Source organism: Acinetobacter tibetensis (assembly GCF_023824315.1).
Lineage (GTDB): Bacteria > Pseudomonadota > Gammaproteobacteria > Pseudomonadales > Moraxellaceae > Acinetobacter > Acinetobacter tibetensis.
This window is the reverse complement of the sequence record NZ_CP098732.1, coordinates 1,047,594-1,065,281: the sequence shown is the minus strand read 5'-3', so window position 1 is coordinate 1,065,281 and position 17,688 is coordinate 1,047,594. Positions and strand designations below refer to the sequence as shown.

Annotated in this window: 13 protein-coding genes; 9 read left to right on the top strand and 4 right to left on the bottom strand. The window is 39.7% G+C overall.

Annotation, left to right across the window (positions count from 1 at the left end; translation table 11 throughout):
* Nucleotides 1–95: 95 nt before the first annotated feature.
* The 5 genes from metF (at nt 96) to M5E07_RS05075 (ending at nt 8,468) form a co-directional block, all read left to right on the top strand.
* Nucleotides 96–932: a methylenetetrahydrofolate reductase [NAD(P)H] gene (metF, locus tag M5E07_RS05095; protein ID WP_252222584.1), complete on the top strand. Its 837-nt coding sequence runs from the start codon at nt 96–98 to the stop codon at nt 930–932.
* 40 nt (nt 933–972) lie between these two features.
* Nucleotides 973–1,689, top strand: a complete 717-nt coding sequence (locus tag M5E07_RS05090; protein ID WP_252222582.1) for a 16S rRNA (uracil(1498)-N(3))-methyltransferase — start codon at nt 973–975, stop codon at nt 1,687–1,689.
* Between the two features lie 170 nt (nt 1,690–1,859).
* Nucleotides 1,860–4,721, top strand: coding sequence for an EAL domain-containing protein (locus M5E07_RS05085; RefSeq protein ID WP_116759162.1), 2,862 nt, complete (start codon nt 1,860–1,862; stop codon nt 4,719–4,721).
* A gap of 144 nt (nt 4,722–4,865) precedes the next feature.
* Nucleotides 4,866–7,145, top strand: a complete 2,280-nt coding sequence (locus M5E07_RS05080) for an NADP-dependent malic enzyme (RefSeq protein WP_116759161.1) — start codon at nt 4,866–4,868, stop codon at nt 7,143–7,145.
* Nucleotides 7,146–7,226: 81 nt separating this feature from the next.
* On the top strand, nt 7,227–8,468 hold the full coding sequence (locus M5E07_RS05075) for a multifunctional CCA addition/repair protein (protein WP_252222580.1): 1,242 nt from the start codon (nt 7,227–7,229) through the stop codon (nt 8,466–8,468).
* A 56-nt stretch (nt 8,469–8,524) separates the two neighbouring features.
* On the opposite strand, the gene epmA is transcribed toward M5E07_RS05075, so the two are convergent.
* Both epmA and M5E07_RS05065 read right to left on the bottom strand, forming a co-directional pair.
* Entirely contained in the window at nt 8,525–9,460 is a 936-nt protein-coding gene (gene epmA / locus M5E07_RS05070; RefSeq protein WP_252223702.1) for an EF-P lysine aminoacylase EpmA, read from the bottom strand.
* Nucleotides 9,461–9,498: 38 nt separating this feature from the next.
* Nucleotides 9,499–10,566: a 4-phosphoerythronate dehydrogenase gene (locus M5E07_RS05065; RefSeq protein WP_252222578.1), complete on the bottom strand. Its 1,068-nt coding sequence runs from the start codon at nt 10,564–10,566 to the stop codon at nt 9,499–9,501.
* A gap of 208 nt (nt 10,567–10,774) precedes the next feature.
* On the opposite strand from M5E07_RS05065, the gene M5E07_RS05060 reads away from it, so the two are divergent.
* Nucleotides 10,775–11,092: a hypothetical protein gene (locus M5E07_RS05060; protein WP_252222576.1), complete on the top strand. Its 318-nt coding sequence runs from the start codon at nt 10,775–10,777 to the stop codon at nt 11,090–11,092.
* 67 nt (nt 11,093–11,159) lie between these two features.
* Here the strand turns inward: M5E07_RS05060 and M5E07_RS05055 are convergent, their stop codons facing one another.
* Nucleotides 11,160–11,753 carry a 1-acyl-sn-glycerol-3-phosphate acyltransferase gene (locus M5E07_RS05055; protein WP_252222573.1) on the bottom strand — a complete coding sequence of 198 codons (594 nt, stop codon included), beginning with the start codon at nt 11,751–11,753 and terminating at the stop codon, nt 11,160–11,162.
* A gap of 462 nt (nt 11,754–12,215) precedes the next feature.
* On the opposite strand from M5E07_RS05055, the gene M5E07_RS05050 reads away from it, so the two are divergent.
* Nucleotides 12,216–12,683 (top strand): copper resistance protein NlpE, encoded by a 468-nt coding sequence (locus tag M5E07_RS05050; protein ID WP_252223700.1) that lies wholly within the window; start codon nt 12,216–12,218, stop codon nt 12,681–12,683.
* Between the two features lie 71 nt (nt 12,684–12,754).
* On the opposite strand, the gene M5E07_RS05045 is transcribed toward M5E07_RS05050, so the two are convergent.
* Nucleotides 12,755–14,359 (bottom strand): isocitrate lyase, encoded by a 1,605-nt coding sequence (locus tag M5E07_RS05045; RefSeq protein ID WP_252222571.1) that lies wholly within the window; start codon nt 14,357–14,359, stop codon nt 12,755–12,757.
* A gap of 656 nt (nt 14,360–15,015) precedes the next feature.
* On the opposite strand from M5E07_RS05045, the gene M5E07_RS05040 reads away from it, so the two are divergent.
* Both M5E07_RS05040 and paeA read left to right on the top strand, forming a co-directional pair.
* On the top strand, nt 15,016–16,005 hold the full coding sequence (locus tag M5E07_RS05040; RefSeq protein WP_016166891.1) for a LysR family transcriptional regulator: 990 nt from the start codon (nt 15,016–15,018) through the stop codon (nt 16,003–16,005).
* Nucleotides 16,006–16,134: 129 nt separating this feature from the next.
* Nucleotides 16,135–17,463 (top strand): polyamine export protein PaeA, encoded by a 1,329-nt coding sequence (paeA, locus tag M5E07_RS05035; RefSeq protein WP_116761856.1) that lies wholly within the window; start codon nt 16,135–16,137, stop codon nt 17,461–17,463.
* Nucleotides 17,464–17,688: the final 225 nt, after the last annotated feature.

Genomic DNA, 17,688 nt, shown 5'->3' with positions numbered 1-17,688 from the left:
CCCTGAATTAAATACCGCGAGGTTCCTCTCCCCCTCTGGGAGAGGGTCAGGGCGAGGGTAAAAGAATACAAGCATTTATAAAAAAGGATTTGAACATGTCTAAACACATTCCTATTTCTTTTGAGTTTTTCCCGACCAAAACGGATGCGGGTGCAGAAAAACTGAAAGTCGTACACCAAGAACTACAACGCTTAAATCCAGAGTTCTTTTCAATTACTTACGGTGCTGGCGGTTCAACCCGTGAACGTACCTTAGCAGCCATTGCTGAATTTAATGGCAAAGGTACACCTGTTGCCCCTCACCTCTCTTGTATTGGTGATGACAAAGCTCGTATTGCAGAATTACTCGACATTTATAAAGCACAAGGCATTGACCGTATTGTGGCGCTACGTGGTGACCTACCTTCAGGTCAGGTCGGTCTAGGCGAATTACCTTATGCAACAGATTTGGTCCGCTTTATTCGTGAACATTCTGGTGACCATTTCCACATTGAAGTTGCTGCATATCCTGAAATGCATCCACAAGCAGAAAGCTTTGACTTAGACATTCAACGTTTTTGCGACAAAGCCAATGCAGGTGCTAACGCTGGTTTAACCCAGTTCTTCTTTAATCCAGATGCCTACTTCTACTTTGTCGATCGCATTCAAAAAGAAGGTGTGAACATCCCAGTTGCACCGGGCATTATGCCGATTACCAATGCCAGCAACTTAATTCGCTTTGCAGATGGTACAGGCGCTGAGATTCCACGTTGGATTCGCAAGCAATTGGCAACCTATGGTGATGATACGGCAAGCATTAAAGCATTTGGTCATGAAGTGATTGTGAAACTTTGCGAACGCCTAATTGCTGGTGGTGCACCAAGTTTGCACTTCTACACCATGAACACGACTGACCCTACCCGTCAGCTTGTACTAGACCTAGGTTTGGCATAAGTATTTAAACTAGACTCACCTTATTTGAGAGTAAAACCGAATGCCTCGTTTTTTTATGGAAGCAGAACTCAATGTTGATCACACTGTCGAACTGACTGAAACAGTGTTTCACCACTGGGTAAAAGTTTTACGCGCTCAAGTCGGTGAAACAGCGACTTTGTTTAATGGACAAGGCGGCGAATATGAAGTGACCTTAAGTGACGTTGCCAAAAAGTCAGCATCGGTTCAGGTCACTGCTTTTAACCCAACCAATCGTACTCCAGCCATTCATACTTTACTTGGTCAAGTCATGAGTAAAGGTGACCGTATGGATTATGCGATTCAAAAAGCCGTTGAACTGGGTGTATCCGAAATTCAATTGTTGACCTCTGAACGTTGTGAAATGCGTTTAAAATATGACCGCGACCAAAAGAAGTTAGATCATTGGCAAGGCATTGCGATTGCTGCTTGCGAACAATGTGGCATGAACCTTGTGCCAAAAATCCTTGCACCACTCAGTTTAGAGAAATGGCTTGTGTCTGAACTGCCAGAGACGAAACTTGTGCTCGCACCAAATAAGGATGAGACAAATCCTTTGAACAATGCCAAACCAAATATCGCACTGCTGATCGGGCCTGAAGGCGGTTTGAGTGAAGCAGAAATTCAAGCTGCAAATGATGTAGGTTTTGTCAACTGGTGTATCGGCGAACGAGTATTACGTACCGAAACGACCCCTGTGGTTGCATTATCCATCTTAAATTACAATGTTAGACCATAGTTTTTCTAAAAAGATGAAAATACAGATGGATAAGATTGATATTTATGAATAACCTGATTAATCTAAAACTGATTCAATATTTTGTGATTTTATTAAACGACTAAGCAGATGAATGGAACGTATAACCTCTACAGTATCTAGAACAAAACAAAAATAAGGTTATGAATATTATGCCCGATTTTTTAGATGCGAATCTTAGATCGCAGTTACGTGCTGCGCAAATTCATAATTCCATAAGGCATATCCAATTATTTTTGGCCAGTATTCTCATTATTTTTTTATATGTTTATTGTGTTTATCAGTTTAACTTTTCCCACTTTTCCATCTATTTCAATGTTTGGTTCTTGCTCACAGAGCTCCTTGTCGGCAGTTTTTGGTTACTGACCGCAACTCGATTTAAATTTGAACAATATTCTATTTCCCAAGCGCATCACTGGGTGCAATTTCTCTGCATAGGTATCGGCATACTCATTGCAACTGGAATTAGTCTTATTTATTACTATTTACCTCTGGTCAATCCAAGTTTTGAACCTGTTCATGCTTTAACATTATCCGCCTTATTGTTAATCGTGACTCAAACATTAGCGCTTACCTTCCTAACCCAACGCCTTGATTATTTTTGTCTAATTTTCATTCCGTCTATTATTCCTTACTTTATATCTCAATTTATTCTTACTGACCAAATTAACCAATTATTTCATCTAACCGTGAACTTTGTTCTTATCGTCATTTTATTGTGTGCCAATTCTACTGTACGAATCCATAAACGCTTATCTGCTTTATATTTACGTAATGGTCAACTCATAAAAAATGCTGAGCAACAAGTGACTCGGACTGAAGAATTATGTGAACAACTGCAAAATGAAATGAACAAATCCAAAGAAATTGAATTACAACTACAGCAAAATAACCAGCAATTAGAGCACAAAATTAAAGAACGTACTTTTGATATTGAGCAAATGAATCGTAATCTAGAAAACCAGCAACAAAACTTGGATCTTGCACATGAAATTGCAGGTTTAAAACCTTGGGACTGGAATATTAAAGAACGTCATATATCTGTCAGTAACTACCAACAACAGAAAAAACGTAAACATTCAAAAGAACACAGTATTCAGCTACAAAACATCATTCATCCAGATGATTTATTCTGCTTCAAAGCAGCATTAAAACAGCATCTTCGTGCCGAGACTGATCGCTATGAAGCCACCTATCGTGTACAGCAATCCAATGGTGAGTGGAGTTGGGTACACGATATTGGACGTGTGATTGAACGAGATCCAACCAATAAAAAGCCTTTGCGCATGGTTGGCATACAACGCGACATTCATCAGGAACGCACCGATCAAGAACGTCTAAAACTGGCTGCAAGTGTCTTAGAACAAGCGGCTGAGGGTATTTTTATCCTCGATAAACATTTGCATTATGTCAATGTAAATCCTTTTTATGAAAAGATCACAGGCTTTAATAAAGACCTCTGCTTAGGACAGCATCTTTTCGCAATCACCTCAAACCTTAAATCCGTACAGCAACAAAACCATCAGGCTATTTTAGAACAATTAGCACGCACAGGTGAATATGACGGTGAACTCACTGAAAAATTCAGTACAGGCAAAGAGCTGACGTTTTGGCTACATATTAATGCGATACACGACGAACATAATCGTGTCATCAACTATATTGGGATTGTTTCCGATCTGACAGAACGTAAACTTCAAGAACAACGTTTATCTTATCTTGAAAATTATGACACGTTAACGGACTTACCAAACCGTTTTTACTATAATTATCAACTACATCAATATTTAGTATCGCATCAAGATTCCATTCAACAACTCGCTGTGATTCGACTCAATATTGACCGATTCCGACCACTCAATGAATATTTAAGCAATAATGGTGGTGATGAACTGTTAAGACAAGTCGCTCAACGTTTACGCTTAACCAACACAGATGCGTTGTTCCTGGCACATTTAAATGGCGATGACTTTGCGATTGTGTATGAGATTTCTCATATCCGCCCATCCATTCAACAGCATTGTGAGCGTATTCAAGATGCTTTTGCTGAACCATTTGATATTTTTGGACAGGATCATATTATTACGGTTTCCATGGGGATCTCCTTCTACCCTGAACATGGTCGACAACTCGATTATTTAAATAATTGTGCCGAACAAGCCTTAACTGAAGCCAAGCGTTTGGGGGGGCATACCATGAAATATTACTCGAGTGATAACACAGCATTGCTTGAACAAGGCATTTATTTAGAACGTGACTTACGCCAAGCTATTCGTAATGATGAGCTGGTTGTTTATTACCAACCTAAAATCGACTTTAAAGATCAACATGTTTACGGTTTTGAAGCTTTGGTTCGCTGGAATCATCCAACTAAAGGCATTATTCCTCCTGCACTCTTTATTCCAATGGCAGAAAAAACCAGCTTAATTTCAGATATTGGAAGAATTGTCATTCGAAAAACAGCTAAGCAAATTAGCTATTGGAATTCGATTGGTTTTAAAAATATTTGCGTATCTGTCAATGTCGTTGCTCAACAATTACAACGTGGACAACTTCTCTCCGATTTAGATGAAGCCATTGCAACGTATCAAATTTCTGGTGAAAGTTTAGAACTTGAAATTACTGAATCTTCCCTGATTGAAAACTCAAAAACGGTCAAAATATTATTGGATCAAATTAAGCAACGTCATATTAATATTGCTCTAGACGATTTTGGTACAGGCTATTCATCTCTTGCTTATCTCGCAGATTTCCCGATTGATATTCTAAAAATAGATCGTGCCTTCATCGCCAACATTGGAGATGGCAAACAAGATGCCATTATTAGTGCCATGGTTGCCATGGGTAAAGCAATGGGATTAACTGTCGTCGCAGAAGGGATTGAAACTGAACAGCAGCTCTGCTATCTCGAAAAACTACAATGCGACATTGCCCAAGGTTATCTTTTTTCTAAACCACTCTCTGAAAAAAATGCCACCGAATACTTGCAATTACATAAACTTATCCCTTCTTAGTCTAAGTCAATAGGCTTGAGGTCTAAGTTTGTGTAAAAAAGAAGCGTGTTCGACTGGGCTTAAAAGACAAGTAATGGTATATTCGAGCAAATTCAGCAAAACCACCAGCATAAGCTGGACCACTCAGTAACAAACGAGATTCAGATGGACGATCAATCATTAAAACAGCAAGCTTTGTATTATCACGAGTTTCCAACCCCAGGTAAAATCAGTGTTACACCTAGCAAGCAGCTGGTCAACCAACATGACTTAGCACTTGCTTACTCCCCAGGTGTGGCTGCGCCTTGTTTAGAGATTGAACGCGACCCTTCAACTGCCGCCCTATATACTGCACGTGGTAACCTTGTTGCCGTTATCACTAATGGTACCGCAGTACTTGGACTAGGTAACATCGGTCCATTAGCGTCAAAACCAGTAATGGAAGGTAAAGGCGTCCTGTTCAAAAAATTTGCTGGTGTTGATGTCTTCGACATCGAAATCGCTGAAAATGATCCAGACAAAATCGTTGATATTGTTGCAGCGTTAGAACCAACTTTTGGCGGGATTAACCTCGAAGATATTAAAGCGCCAGAATGTTTTTACATTGAGCGTAAACTTCGCGAACGCATGAATATTCCTGTGTTCCATGATGACCAACACGGTACTTCAATCATTGTAGGTGCTGCTTTACTGAATGCACTTCAGTTAAATGGCAAGAAAATTGAAGAAATCAAAATTGTCGCTTCGGGTGCAGGTGCTGCGGCCCTTTCATGTTTAGACTTACTTTGCGCAATTGGTGCAAAGAAAGAAAACATTATCGTCGCTGACTCACGTGGTCTACTCACGACTCAGCGTGAAGGTCTAGATGACTCTAAAAAACGCTATGTACAAGACATTGAAGGTACACAACTGGCTGACGTGATTGCAGATGCTGACATGTTCCTTGGCCTTTCAGCGGCAGGTATCTTAACCAAAGAAATGGTTAAGGTCATGGCAAAAGATCCTATTATTTTTGCCCTTGCTAACCCAGATCCAGAAATTTTACCTGAACATGCACATGAAGTTCGTGATGACGTGATCATGGCAACAGGTCGTTCAGACTATCCGAACCAAGTGAACAATGCGCTTTGCTTCCCATATATCTTCCGTGGTGCACTCGATGTAGGTGCAACGACCATTAACGAAGAAATGAAAATTGCTTGCGTATACGCCATTGCACGTATGGCACACATTGAAGCAGATGCTGCAACTTATGGTGAAAAATCTGCATCTTTTGGTCGTGACTATTTAATTCCACGCCCACTTGATCAACGTTTAATCCTTGAAATTGCACCAGCAGTTGCGCAAGCAGCTATGGATTCTGGTGTTGCGACACGTCCAATCGAAGATTTCTCGGCATATCGCCAACGTTTGTCTGAGTTTGTTTATAACTCTGCATTCATTATGAAACCGATTTTCGCTCAAGCAAAAACAGATCCTAAGCGTATTGCTTATGCTGAAGGTGAAGACCTCCGCGTATTACGTGCTGTACAAATTGCTGTAGATGAAGGTATGGCGAAACCAATTTTGGTGGGTCGTACTGCGGTGATCGAAGCCAACATTAAGAAATTAGGTCTACGCTTAGAACATGGCGTAAACATTGAAATTGTTGACCAAGAGCAAAACCCGAACTACGAAAAATTTGCTGAAGACTATTACGACATCATGCAACGTAAAGGGGTAACACCTGAATACGCACATCGTGAAGCGCGTCGTCGTTCTACATTAATCGCAGGTATGTTGGTTAAACATGGTCTAGCGGATGGTATGTTGTGTGGTACTTATTCAAGCTATGACATTCACTTAGACTTCGTTAAAAATGTGATTGGCTTGAAAGAAGGTCGTACCAACTTCTTTACCCTCAATGCATTAATGCTTGAAGATCGTAACTTGTTCATTGCGGATACTTATGTAAATACGAATCCAACAGCTGAACAGTTGGCTGAAATGACCATTTTAGCGGCTGAAGAAGTGCGTCGTTTTGGTATTACTCCACGTGTTGCTCTACTTTCACATTCTAGTTTTGGTTCAGATCAAAATGATCCAAGTGCACAAAAAATGCGTAAAGTATTTGAAATCTTGAGTGAAATCGCACCTGAACTTGAAGTTGAAGGTGAAATGCACGGTGATGCAGCAATGGACGAAACTATTCGTCATTTTGCCTTCCCGAACTCACGTTTCAAAGGTTCTGCTAACTTGTTAATTATGCCGAACTTAGATGCTGCTAACATTTCATTCAACCTCTTGAAATCAACTTCTGGTAACAACGTTACTATTGGTCCTATTTTATTAGGTGCAGCAAAACCTGTTCATATTCTTACCCCAACGACTACAACACGTCGTTTAGTAAACATGACAGCATTAACTGTGGCTGAAATTCAGCAAGCTGAAACTGAAGCACTTTAATCTTTAGTGAAAAGCTCAAGTTATTGACTTGAGAAAACCTCTATTCTGTAGCATGATTGCTTGAAGAATAGAGGTTTTTTCATGCAAGTTTATTTAGTAGGCGGTGCAGTACGAGATCACTTACTCGGACACCCCTATCACGAAAAAGATTATGTTGTTGTTGGCGCTACTCCAGAGCAATTACTGGCACTTGGCTATCAGCCTGTAGGCAAAGATTTTCCCGTTTTTCTACACCCAGAATCAAAAGAAGAATATGCCTTAGCCCGTACTGAGCGTAAGTCAGGACAGGGTTATCATGGTTTTGAGTTCTTTACCGATGTTAGCGTGACCCTTGAAGATGATTTGATTCGCCGCGACTTAACTATTAATGCGATAGCCATGGACGAAGCTGGGAAAATCTATGATCCCTATCAAGGTCAACAAGATTTAGCCAATAAAATACTCCGCCATGTATCCCATGCCTTTGTTGAAGATCCGCTTCGCGTATTGCGTGTGGCTCGTTTTGCTGCGCGTTATAAACCTTTAGGTTTTAGCATAGCCACAGAAACGCTTGATTTAATGCGGGAATTAGCTGAATCAGGTGAATTAAATGCGCTTACCCCAGAACGGGTCTGGAAAGAAACTTCACGTGCGCTGATGGAAACTCATGCAGATGTCTATTTTGAGGTTTTAGAAGCTTGTGGTGCTTTAAAAGTTTTATTTCCTGAAATTGATGCACTCTTTGGCATTCCACAGCGCCCTGAGTATCATCCCGAAATTGACTGTGGTGTTCATACACTCATGTCTCTCCATCAAGCCTGTAAAGCCAATTATTCACTGGATGTACGCTTTGCTGTTTTGGTGCATGATTTGGGTAAAGCCCTCACCCCTGAGCATGAATTACCTCGGCATATCATGCATGAAGAGCGTGGGATTCAACCCGTAACTCAAGTCTGTGATCGATTAAAAGTACCGACTCAAACCAAACAATTGGCCTTAGCCGTCTGCAAAGAACACTTAAAGTGCCATCAAGCTTTTGCTTTAAAGCCTGGAACACTCTGGCGCCTACTACAACGTCTTGATGTACTACGCCGTCCAGAACGAGTTGAAGCCTTCATACAAGCCTGTGAGTGTGATGCACGCGGACGTCTTGGGCTTGAAGATCGTGAGTATCCGCAAGCCACTTATATGCGTGATGCGATGGAAATTGTGCGTACAATTAAAGCACAAGATTTACCTGAGAATGTTCAAGGCTCTGAAATCGGTGAAATGTTGATTCAACGTCGTATTCAGGCTTTGGAAGCTTATAAATCACAGCATACTGCGACAAATAAGCCAGAATAATCAAAAGCCCTTGATCTCAATCAATCAGGGGCTTTGAATCTTCCAGTTATTTATGATTATGCAATCTGTGCTGGAAAAGTAATCACCTGCTCCAAGCGCATTTTTTCAGTCGCCACCATCAATAAACGATCTAAGCCTAAAGCAATCCCTGCACATTCTGACATATTCGGCAAAGCAGCTAATAGATATTCGTCAATAGGCATGACATGCAAACCTAACTGCTTACGCTCTTGATTATCTGCCTCAAAACGTTGACGCAATACATCTGCATCAATCAATTCATCATAAGCATTCGCCAATTCCAAACCTTCGATATACAGTTCAAAACGTGCTGCAACCAATTCACCATCTTCATCATGTTTGGTTTTTGCCAAAGATGCTAACTCAGGTGGGAAATCTGTCAAAAATACAGCCGTGTCAAAACCTAAACTAGGTTCTACAAAATGTGAAAACAGTAAATCAATATATCCCAGTCGATCATCACCCAAATCCAGATTTAAACCGACGCGCTGACAACAATCTTTCAGTTCTTTCAAGCTAGCCTGTAAAGGATTTAACTCCAAACGGTCCATAAACGCATGTTTATAACTTAAAATGGTCGGACGGATTTCGCCAAAACGCTGTGCCAAAGTCACATTTAATAGATCAGTAACTTCGAACATTAAATCTTTCAAACTAAAATGCGGACGATACCACTCCAGCATACTAAATTCACTGTTGTGCTTACGCCCATGCTCATCGTCACGGAAAACCTTACAAATTTGATAAATTGGTCCGCTGCCACTTGCCAATAAACGTTTCATGGCAAATTCTGGTGAAGTCTGTAAATAATGTGTTGCAAGTTTACCTTGTACATGGCGCTGTGCCTGCACCGAAGCTAAGTGCACATCTGTTACACCTGCTTGCGATAAAATTGGAGTTTCAACTTCTAAAACTTGACGTTCAGCAAAAAACTGTCGAATTTGTGCATACATTTTGGCACGCGCTTGCATTGCCGCTAAATCACAAGTCGGTTGATAATGAACTTGACTCACGCCTGTGGACCTCCATGTGCTGCCCACTCACGTCGTAGCGGGTAGTTTTTTCTTAAAGTATCAAAGGCTTGCTGTTCGACTTTTCCTTGCTTTACACATGCTCTTAAATTGGCATCATCTTGAGCAATATCATAAATCTGGTTTAAATATTGAGTCAGCACGGTTTTAAAATCAGCTTGGGCAAAATATTGCTCACAACTTGGAAGTTGAGTTTCAAACCGTTTTGTCGCAGCTTGAGCAAAGACCTGACAAAATGCCTCATAAATCATCTGAGTACCACGTGCCTTGCCTTCTAAGCTATAACCTGCGATATGTGGTGTCGCCAACGCCAAAAGCTCTAATAGTTCAGATGAAATTTCTGGCTCATGCTCAAAAACATCCAATACCACAGTACGATTGGTTTTCCGAATATCAACCATTAAATCAGCTTCCGCAATCACAGGTCCACGTGCCGAATTAATCAATATGGCATTTGGCTTCATTTGAGCCAAAGTTGTCGCATTAAATAAATGATAAGTTGGATGTTGACCTGCTTTGGTCAAAGGCACATGAATTGAAATTGCATCGGCTTGTTGTAATAACTGTGTAAAATCCACTTGCGTGATATGATCTCTTTGCACAAAAGGATCATAGGCAATCACCTGCCAGCCCAATAGCTGCGCCATAGTTGCTAGACGAGAACCGACATTACCTAATCCAACAATCCCCAAGCAAAAATTTTGCTCGGCAGAAATCAGTTTAGGTTTTAAATGTAAAAGAGCTGTAATCACATATTCCGCAACCGCTTGAGCATTACAGCCCGCAGCATTCGACCACGGAATACCCGCAGCATTTAAAGCTTGAATATCTAGATGATCCGTACCAATGGTGGCGCTACCCACATAACGAAGTGCTGTATCTTGTACCAATGTGGCATTTACTTTGGTTACCGAGCGCACCAAGAGTGCATCAGCATCTACAACATCAGAATGACTTAAATTGCGACCTGGGACATGTTGGATTGCACCAAATTCTGCAAAAAAATAATCGGTAAAAGCAAGATTTTCATCAGCCACAATTTTCATGATTTGGACCAGCAATTGATTCTGCACTATCTTACTGCTTTAGAATTCTACTGACCATTCAAAAACGATTATTTGAATTTTTCTTTTTTGGTTTTACCGCACCACTGTTTACTTTACGGGCAAAGAATCAAATCTATACATTAAAAAGATTTTATATCATTTGATTGACACGTAGAATGCTGAGCACTTTTATAAAGCACAATTCCTCATGTTACGCCTTTCCTTCATTGCTTGCGCCCTGCTGTTCACAGGTTGTGCTTTCGGCACCAGCAAAGAAATAAAACAAGCTGAAAAATTACTCGAACATTTTCAATGCCACAATATTGAATCTAGCCAAATGATGCACAGTCCCATCATTAATTATTATGAACACGCATTAGGAAACTCTAGACAAAAAGTTGAAGCGTATGTTCAAAGCTATAAAGATGGCGACATTCTGTTTCATGAACCGCTACCTGAAGTCATTTCGGCAGAATATGAACATTATAAAGAAGCTTGTCAGTTACTTGGGGGATTAAGCCAATAAGATTTTCAGGCATAAAAAAGCGAGGTCCGTCTGTAACGACCTCGCTTGAAAGATGATTTCAAATTTATCAGGCATCTTGTTGATTCAAATAACGGGTATCAATACTAAATTTTTCTGGAAACTTAGGCTGAATATCGGCATAGAATTGCATAATTTCTTGCATGTCCTGCTCATAATTACCTGTTGGGTAAACAATCTTACCGACACCCGCTTCTTTTTTTACATAATCCATATAGGCCAACGCAATCGGTACACCTGCCTTGACGGCCACATGATAAAAACCCGTTTTCCATTGTTCCTGCTTTGAACGCGTGCCTTCAGGTGTAACCAGCATGACTAATTTAGGATGTGTTTTAAATAAATCAGTCATTAACTCCACCATACTTGGTCGAGCCTCACCTTCATTTTTAGGGCGACGATTAATACCAATTCCACCCATTGCACGTACAAAAGGACCAAAAGGTAATTTCATATAACTGTCTTTGATCGTCAGACGAACATTGACACCAAGGGCTTTCAAAGCCAAACGTGCGTAAAGTGCATCCCAATTACTGGTGTGCGGTGCAGCAATCATGACACATTGATCTAAATGCTCAGGCCATTGATTATCTGTCTTCCACCCCATCAATGCCAAAGATTGTTCAGCCAACTTCTCAAACACAGCAACACCAAAACCAACAAAAAAAGACAGCGAATTCTACCAGTCTAATTGAATAAAAAAAGCACCAATTGATTAAAAATCACCCCATTAATATATAAATGTATAAATTGTTTATTACCGCTTTTTAACTCAACCTTTTAATTATTGAATGATTTTCATCATGTAATTTTTTAGACATTAAACTTCGGTAAATATAGATAAATAGGTGATTAATTCTTATTTATGCCGCAGTACTGTTCACTGCTACAGCGCATTTCATTTGTAAGCAAATATCTCGTCATTACCATTCAATCAATACTATGCCACCTGAACTCAACTTGATTAATGATGAGGATCCACATTACACAATGCTACTTTGCTTTACATTTTAAATATTTTACTTATTTATCAGATAATTTATTTTACCTTTTGGTCATAAAATCAATTAACCATTTACTCCATGACAATACTGGGAATCTAATGATGAATAAAACACTGATTGCTACATTATTAGCTGCTTGTGCATTAACTGCCTGCTCCAAACCTACTCAAAATGCTGAAGTAAACACCACAACATCCGAAGCGAAAGTTGCATCTTCAACTGAAATTGATTCTGCGCATAATGCCCAAAATTCTTTAGATTGGGCTGGAGATTATCAGGGCACATTGCCTTGTGCAGACTGTGAAGGCATTAAGACCTTATTAGTTTTAAATGCCGATTCAACTTATCACTTAACTGAAACATACCTAGGCAAAGGTGATAACAATCCATTTAACGCTAAAGGTCAATTCAGTTTTGACAATAGTGGTAGTGTCATTACATTGGATAAAAATGGTGATCAGCGCAAATACTTTATTGCAGAAAATCGACTTTATGCACTTGACCAAGATGGTAAGAAAATTGAAGGCAACTTGGCTGAACATTACATCTTAAATAAAGCAATTAACTAAAGTAATTTTTATTTAAAATTCTCCATTAAAAAACCCCGCTTACGCAGGGTTTTTTTGAATCAGATCGCGACTTAGTGAGCAGCGAATTGGTTCATTGTGTTTTTAGCATCATCATGTGCTTTAAGCGCGTTGTCACCAGAGAAGATTTCTTTGTGATCATCACCGATGTCAGAACCAGCCATTGCTTGGTGTTTAACACAAGCGATACCACCGCGGATTTCTTTACGTTGTACGCCAGCAACATAAGCCAACATACCTTCAGAACCAAAGTAACCTTGTGCAAGCTCATGAGTAGAAAGAGCAGCAGTATGGTAAGTCGGAAGTGTGATCAAGTGATGGAACACACCCGCTTCACGAGAAGCATCTGCTTGGAATGTACGGATCTTAGCGTCTGCATCAGCAGCTAATTCAGTAGCATCGTACTCAGCGCTCATTAATTTAGCACGGTCGTAAGCAGAAACGTCTTTACCTTCAGCAACCCAACGGTCGTAAGCTTGTTGACGGAAGTTTAAAGTCCAGTTGAATGATGGGCTGTTGTTATAAACAAGCTTCGCATTTGGAACTGCTTCACGTACACGGTTAACCATGTGAGCGATTTCTTCTACGTTTGGAGTCGCAGTTTCGATCCAAAGAAGGTCAGCACCATTTTGAAGGCTAGATACGCAGTCAAGAACAACACGGTCAATTTGTGTGTCTGGACGGAATTGGTATAGACCAGAAGCCAAACGTTTTGGACGGTGAAGTTTACCATCACGTTTGATTAGGATTTCATCTTCTTGCGCATCAGCAATGTCAATTTCAACAGTGTCTAAGAAACCGATGTATTGAGAAGCGATGTCACCTGGCTCTTTAACCACTGGGATTTTTTGAGTCAAGTCAGCGCCTTCAGAGTCAGTACGCGCAACGATGATACCGTCATCAAGACCCATTTCTAAGAATGCATAACGTAATGCATGGATTTTAGAGATGAAGTCTTCATGTGGAACAGTTACTTTACCAGCTTGGTGACCACATTGTTTCGCGTCAGATACTTGGTTTTCGATTTGTAGTGCACAAGCACCAGCTTCGATCATTTTCTTAGCAAGTAAGTAGGTCGCTTCTTCGTTACCGAAACCAGCATCGATGTCCGCAATAATTGGCACAACGTGAGTTTCAAAGTTGTCGATTTGAGCAGTAATTTCAGCAGCTTTAGCAGTGTCGCCAGCTTCTTGAGCTTTTTTAAGCGCACGGAACAAGTCGTTTAGTTCTTTCGCATCAGCTTGACGTAAGAAAGTGTAAATTTCTTCGATTAATGCAGGAACTGAAGTTTTTTCGTGCATAGATTGGTCAGGAAGTGGACCAAATTCTGAACGAAGAGCAGCAACCATCCAACCAGAAAGGTAGATATAACGGCGTTCAGTAGTACCAAAATATTTTTTGTTCGCAATCATTTTTTGTTGTGCGATAAAACCGTGCCAGCAACCTAATGATTGAGTATATTTGCTTGAATCAGCATCATAAGCAGCCATATCACGACGCATAATTGCAGCTGTGTATTTAGCAATGTCTAAACCAGTTTTGAAACGGTTTTGTAATTGCATACGCGCAGCATCTTCAGGACTGATGTCTGCCCAAGTGCTTCCGAATTTTGCTTTTAATTCGCGGATTGCATCAATCGCTGTTTGGTATGTTGTCATGATATTTTCCTGTAATAATATTAGGATTTCATCAATTGAAGCACTAGAATCTGAATAATCATTTTTGTTCAGATTTACTACACTTCATTACGATGAATACAGATTAGATTGAGTTGTAAAATTAATCCAATATCCTCAAGTAATTTTCGGTATTTTTTAAAAAAATATATAGATCAAAGTCGTATTATAAGCAAACCAATATATTGTAAATACCTGTTATTTAATTATTTATTAAATAAAAGAAAAAATATTATTTCTTACAAAATGAGAGATTAGATCACAAAACAAGCATTAGACTTAAGTCTTGCACCCCTAGTTTTGACTATTTCCGTCTAATTTCAGCGATTTTATTTCGCAGTTTTGAGCTCTAACATTTAAATACGACTGTATAAAATATAAACTCGATTGTTCCTTGTCTAGCAATTCTTTAAATCGAAAAACCATAAACTCTAGGGGCACTTTAACCATGAACTCAGAATCATGGGGTCTTGGATTTTTAAGGCTTTTAACTTTTATTTTTAGTCATTTTCCTTTACTATTCATTCGCAATTCGTTTCACCTCCCGCCAGCTTTTTTTCATCATATTTTCTACACAAGCCTTATCGCTTATGGCATAATCAACATAATTTCATAAGTTTATTCTTGGTATTTATTTTATGAATCTGGAGCGGGTCGACCTTAATTTACTCATTTATCTTGATGTATTATTGCGTGAAAAAAATGTCACGCGTGCAGCAGAACAATTGGGCGTTACCCAACCTGCAATGAGTAACATCTTACGTCGCCTTCGTAATCTCTTTAATGACCCTCTATTGATTCGTTCTTCCGAAGGTATGACCCCTACCGAACGTGCGCTTGAATTACAGCCAAGAATTCGCGATGCGTTGTCAGACCTTTCCATGATTTTAGAACCACGTACAGAGTTCCGTCCTTATACCTCTAATCGTGTTTTTCGCATTATGACTTCTGACTATGCCGAGGCCACGTTGGTTCCTCGTTTAGTTAAAGCCTTACGCTCAGAAGCACCCAACGTCGTGTTGGACTTTTTAACTCCGAGTGACGTGTCCTATCGTGATATGGAACAAGGTAAAGTCGATTTAGCCATCAACCGATTTAATGAAATTCCGCAAAGTTTCCATCAAGTTTTAGTATGGCGTGACAGTTTTTCCTGCTTATTGAATGGTAAGCACCCTGCTGCATCAAATTTAAACTTAAAAAGTTATCTCGATGCGCAACATATTTGGGTGTCTAAAACAGGTATGGGTGTAGGTTTTGGGGTAAATCCTGAAAAACAAGCGGGCTTAGGTTGGATTGATCAAGCATTAGAACGAATCGGGCAAAAGCGTAAAATTTCTGTCTTTACCCGCCATTATCAAATGCCGGCACTATTAGCATCAAATGTCGATTTGATTGCAACTTTGCCAACACGTATTGCACGTTTACAAGCCAAGAGCCAACATTTACTCATCAAAGACCCACCGTTCTATATTCCTGAATTCGAGTTAAAAATGGCATGGTGTCCTCTGTTACATCATCATCCAGCACACCGTTGGTTACGCCAGTTAATTTTATATGTCGCTCGTCAAATGATCGAAGAAGAAAATCGTGAATTTTTATTAAATAACTCACAATTTTCACATTATTAATTAGATTTTTCTTAAATTCTTCTTTTTTAAGATTATACTGTTAGCACTTCGGGCATAATTCGATTATTCCCCTAGTGCTTTTTTGTGTTAAAAATATTTCATAATAATGATGATCCGCAGGTGGATTTCGTGAGTCTCTTCCAGAATATTATAATCATCGCACTTCTGATTACAGGGGCGGGATTTCTGTCACTGACTGAAATTGCACTTGCTGGTGCACGCAAAGTCAAATTGAAAATTCTGGCCGAAGCTGGCGAAGAGCGAGCGCAAAAAGTTTTAGATTTGCAGGCAAATTCTGCTGATTTTTTTGCAGCCTCCCAAATTGGTCTAAATGCAGTCGCAATTTTAGGTGGTATTTTAGGTGAAGGGGCTTTTCGTCCTTACTTCATGAGCTTTGTTTCTCGTTTTTATACTGGCCCTTGGTCTGAAACTATTAGCTTTGCTCTATCTTTCACTTTAGTCACCTCCTTGTTTATTTTGTTTGCCGACCTCATGCCGAAACGTTTGGCTATGATTGCTCCTGAAAAAATCTCTATTGCGGTGATTAACCCCATTCAGGTGTTTATTAAGGTCTGCAAACCTTTGGCTTGGATTATTAATGCCCTTGCCAACTTGTTATTTCGTCTATTTAAAGTCAACACCATCCGTGATGACAACATTACCTTTGATGACATTTCTGCCGTAATGGATGCTGGCGCACAAGCCGGAGTGCTACAAAAGCAAGAACACCATTTCATTGAAAACGTATTTGAACTTGAAGAACGTAACGTACCTTCAAGTATGACCACACGTGAAAATGTGGTGTATTTTACTTTAAATGAATCCGAAGCCAGCATCCGTCAAAAATTGGCGGAATATCCTTATTCAAAGTTCTTGGTGTGTAGTAAAAATATTGATGATGTGATTGGCTATGTCGATGCTAAAGACATTCTGGTCCGTATTCTGAATAATCAATCTTTACTCCAACTCAATGAAAGTACCATTCGTAATGTTCTCACCATTCCAGACACATTAACCTTATCTGAGTTATTAGACCGTTTCCGCTCAACCAAAGAAAAATTTGCAGTGGTGATTAACGAATATGCCTTAGTTGTGGGCGTCATCACCCTGTCAGACATTATGATTACAGTGATGGGCGACTGGGTTACTCCGATTGAAGCTGAACAACAGATTATTAAACGTGATAATAATTCATGGCTAATTGATGGCAGCACGCCGATTGAAGACATGAAACATGCACTGGCAATCGACGAAATGCCAGATGAAGAAAATTATGAAACTTTGGCTGGTTTTATGATGTACCGTCTACGCAAAATTCCACGCCCTGCCGATACCGTAGAATACGCAGGTTTTAAATTTGAAGTGGTCGATGTCGATCATTTTAAGATTGACCAACTGCTAGTGACTCGCCTACTTCCAGAGTCAAAAGACTCCAATAACACGGAACCGCAAGAATAAAAGTTAGCTATTTCTTACTTTCTAAGCCTTGCAAATGATGCAAGGTTTTTTTTGCACCCAATTGATGCAAATCCATACCAATTTGGTACTCTGACATACTTTATCGATATATATTATTTATTAGAAAAATAGAATAAAAAATACCATTTGTTAAATAATCTTTAAAAAACACCAGTATTTGAATACTATCAATTTCACTCAAATATTAAATAAAACCATCACACT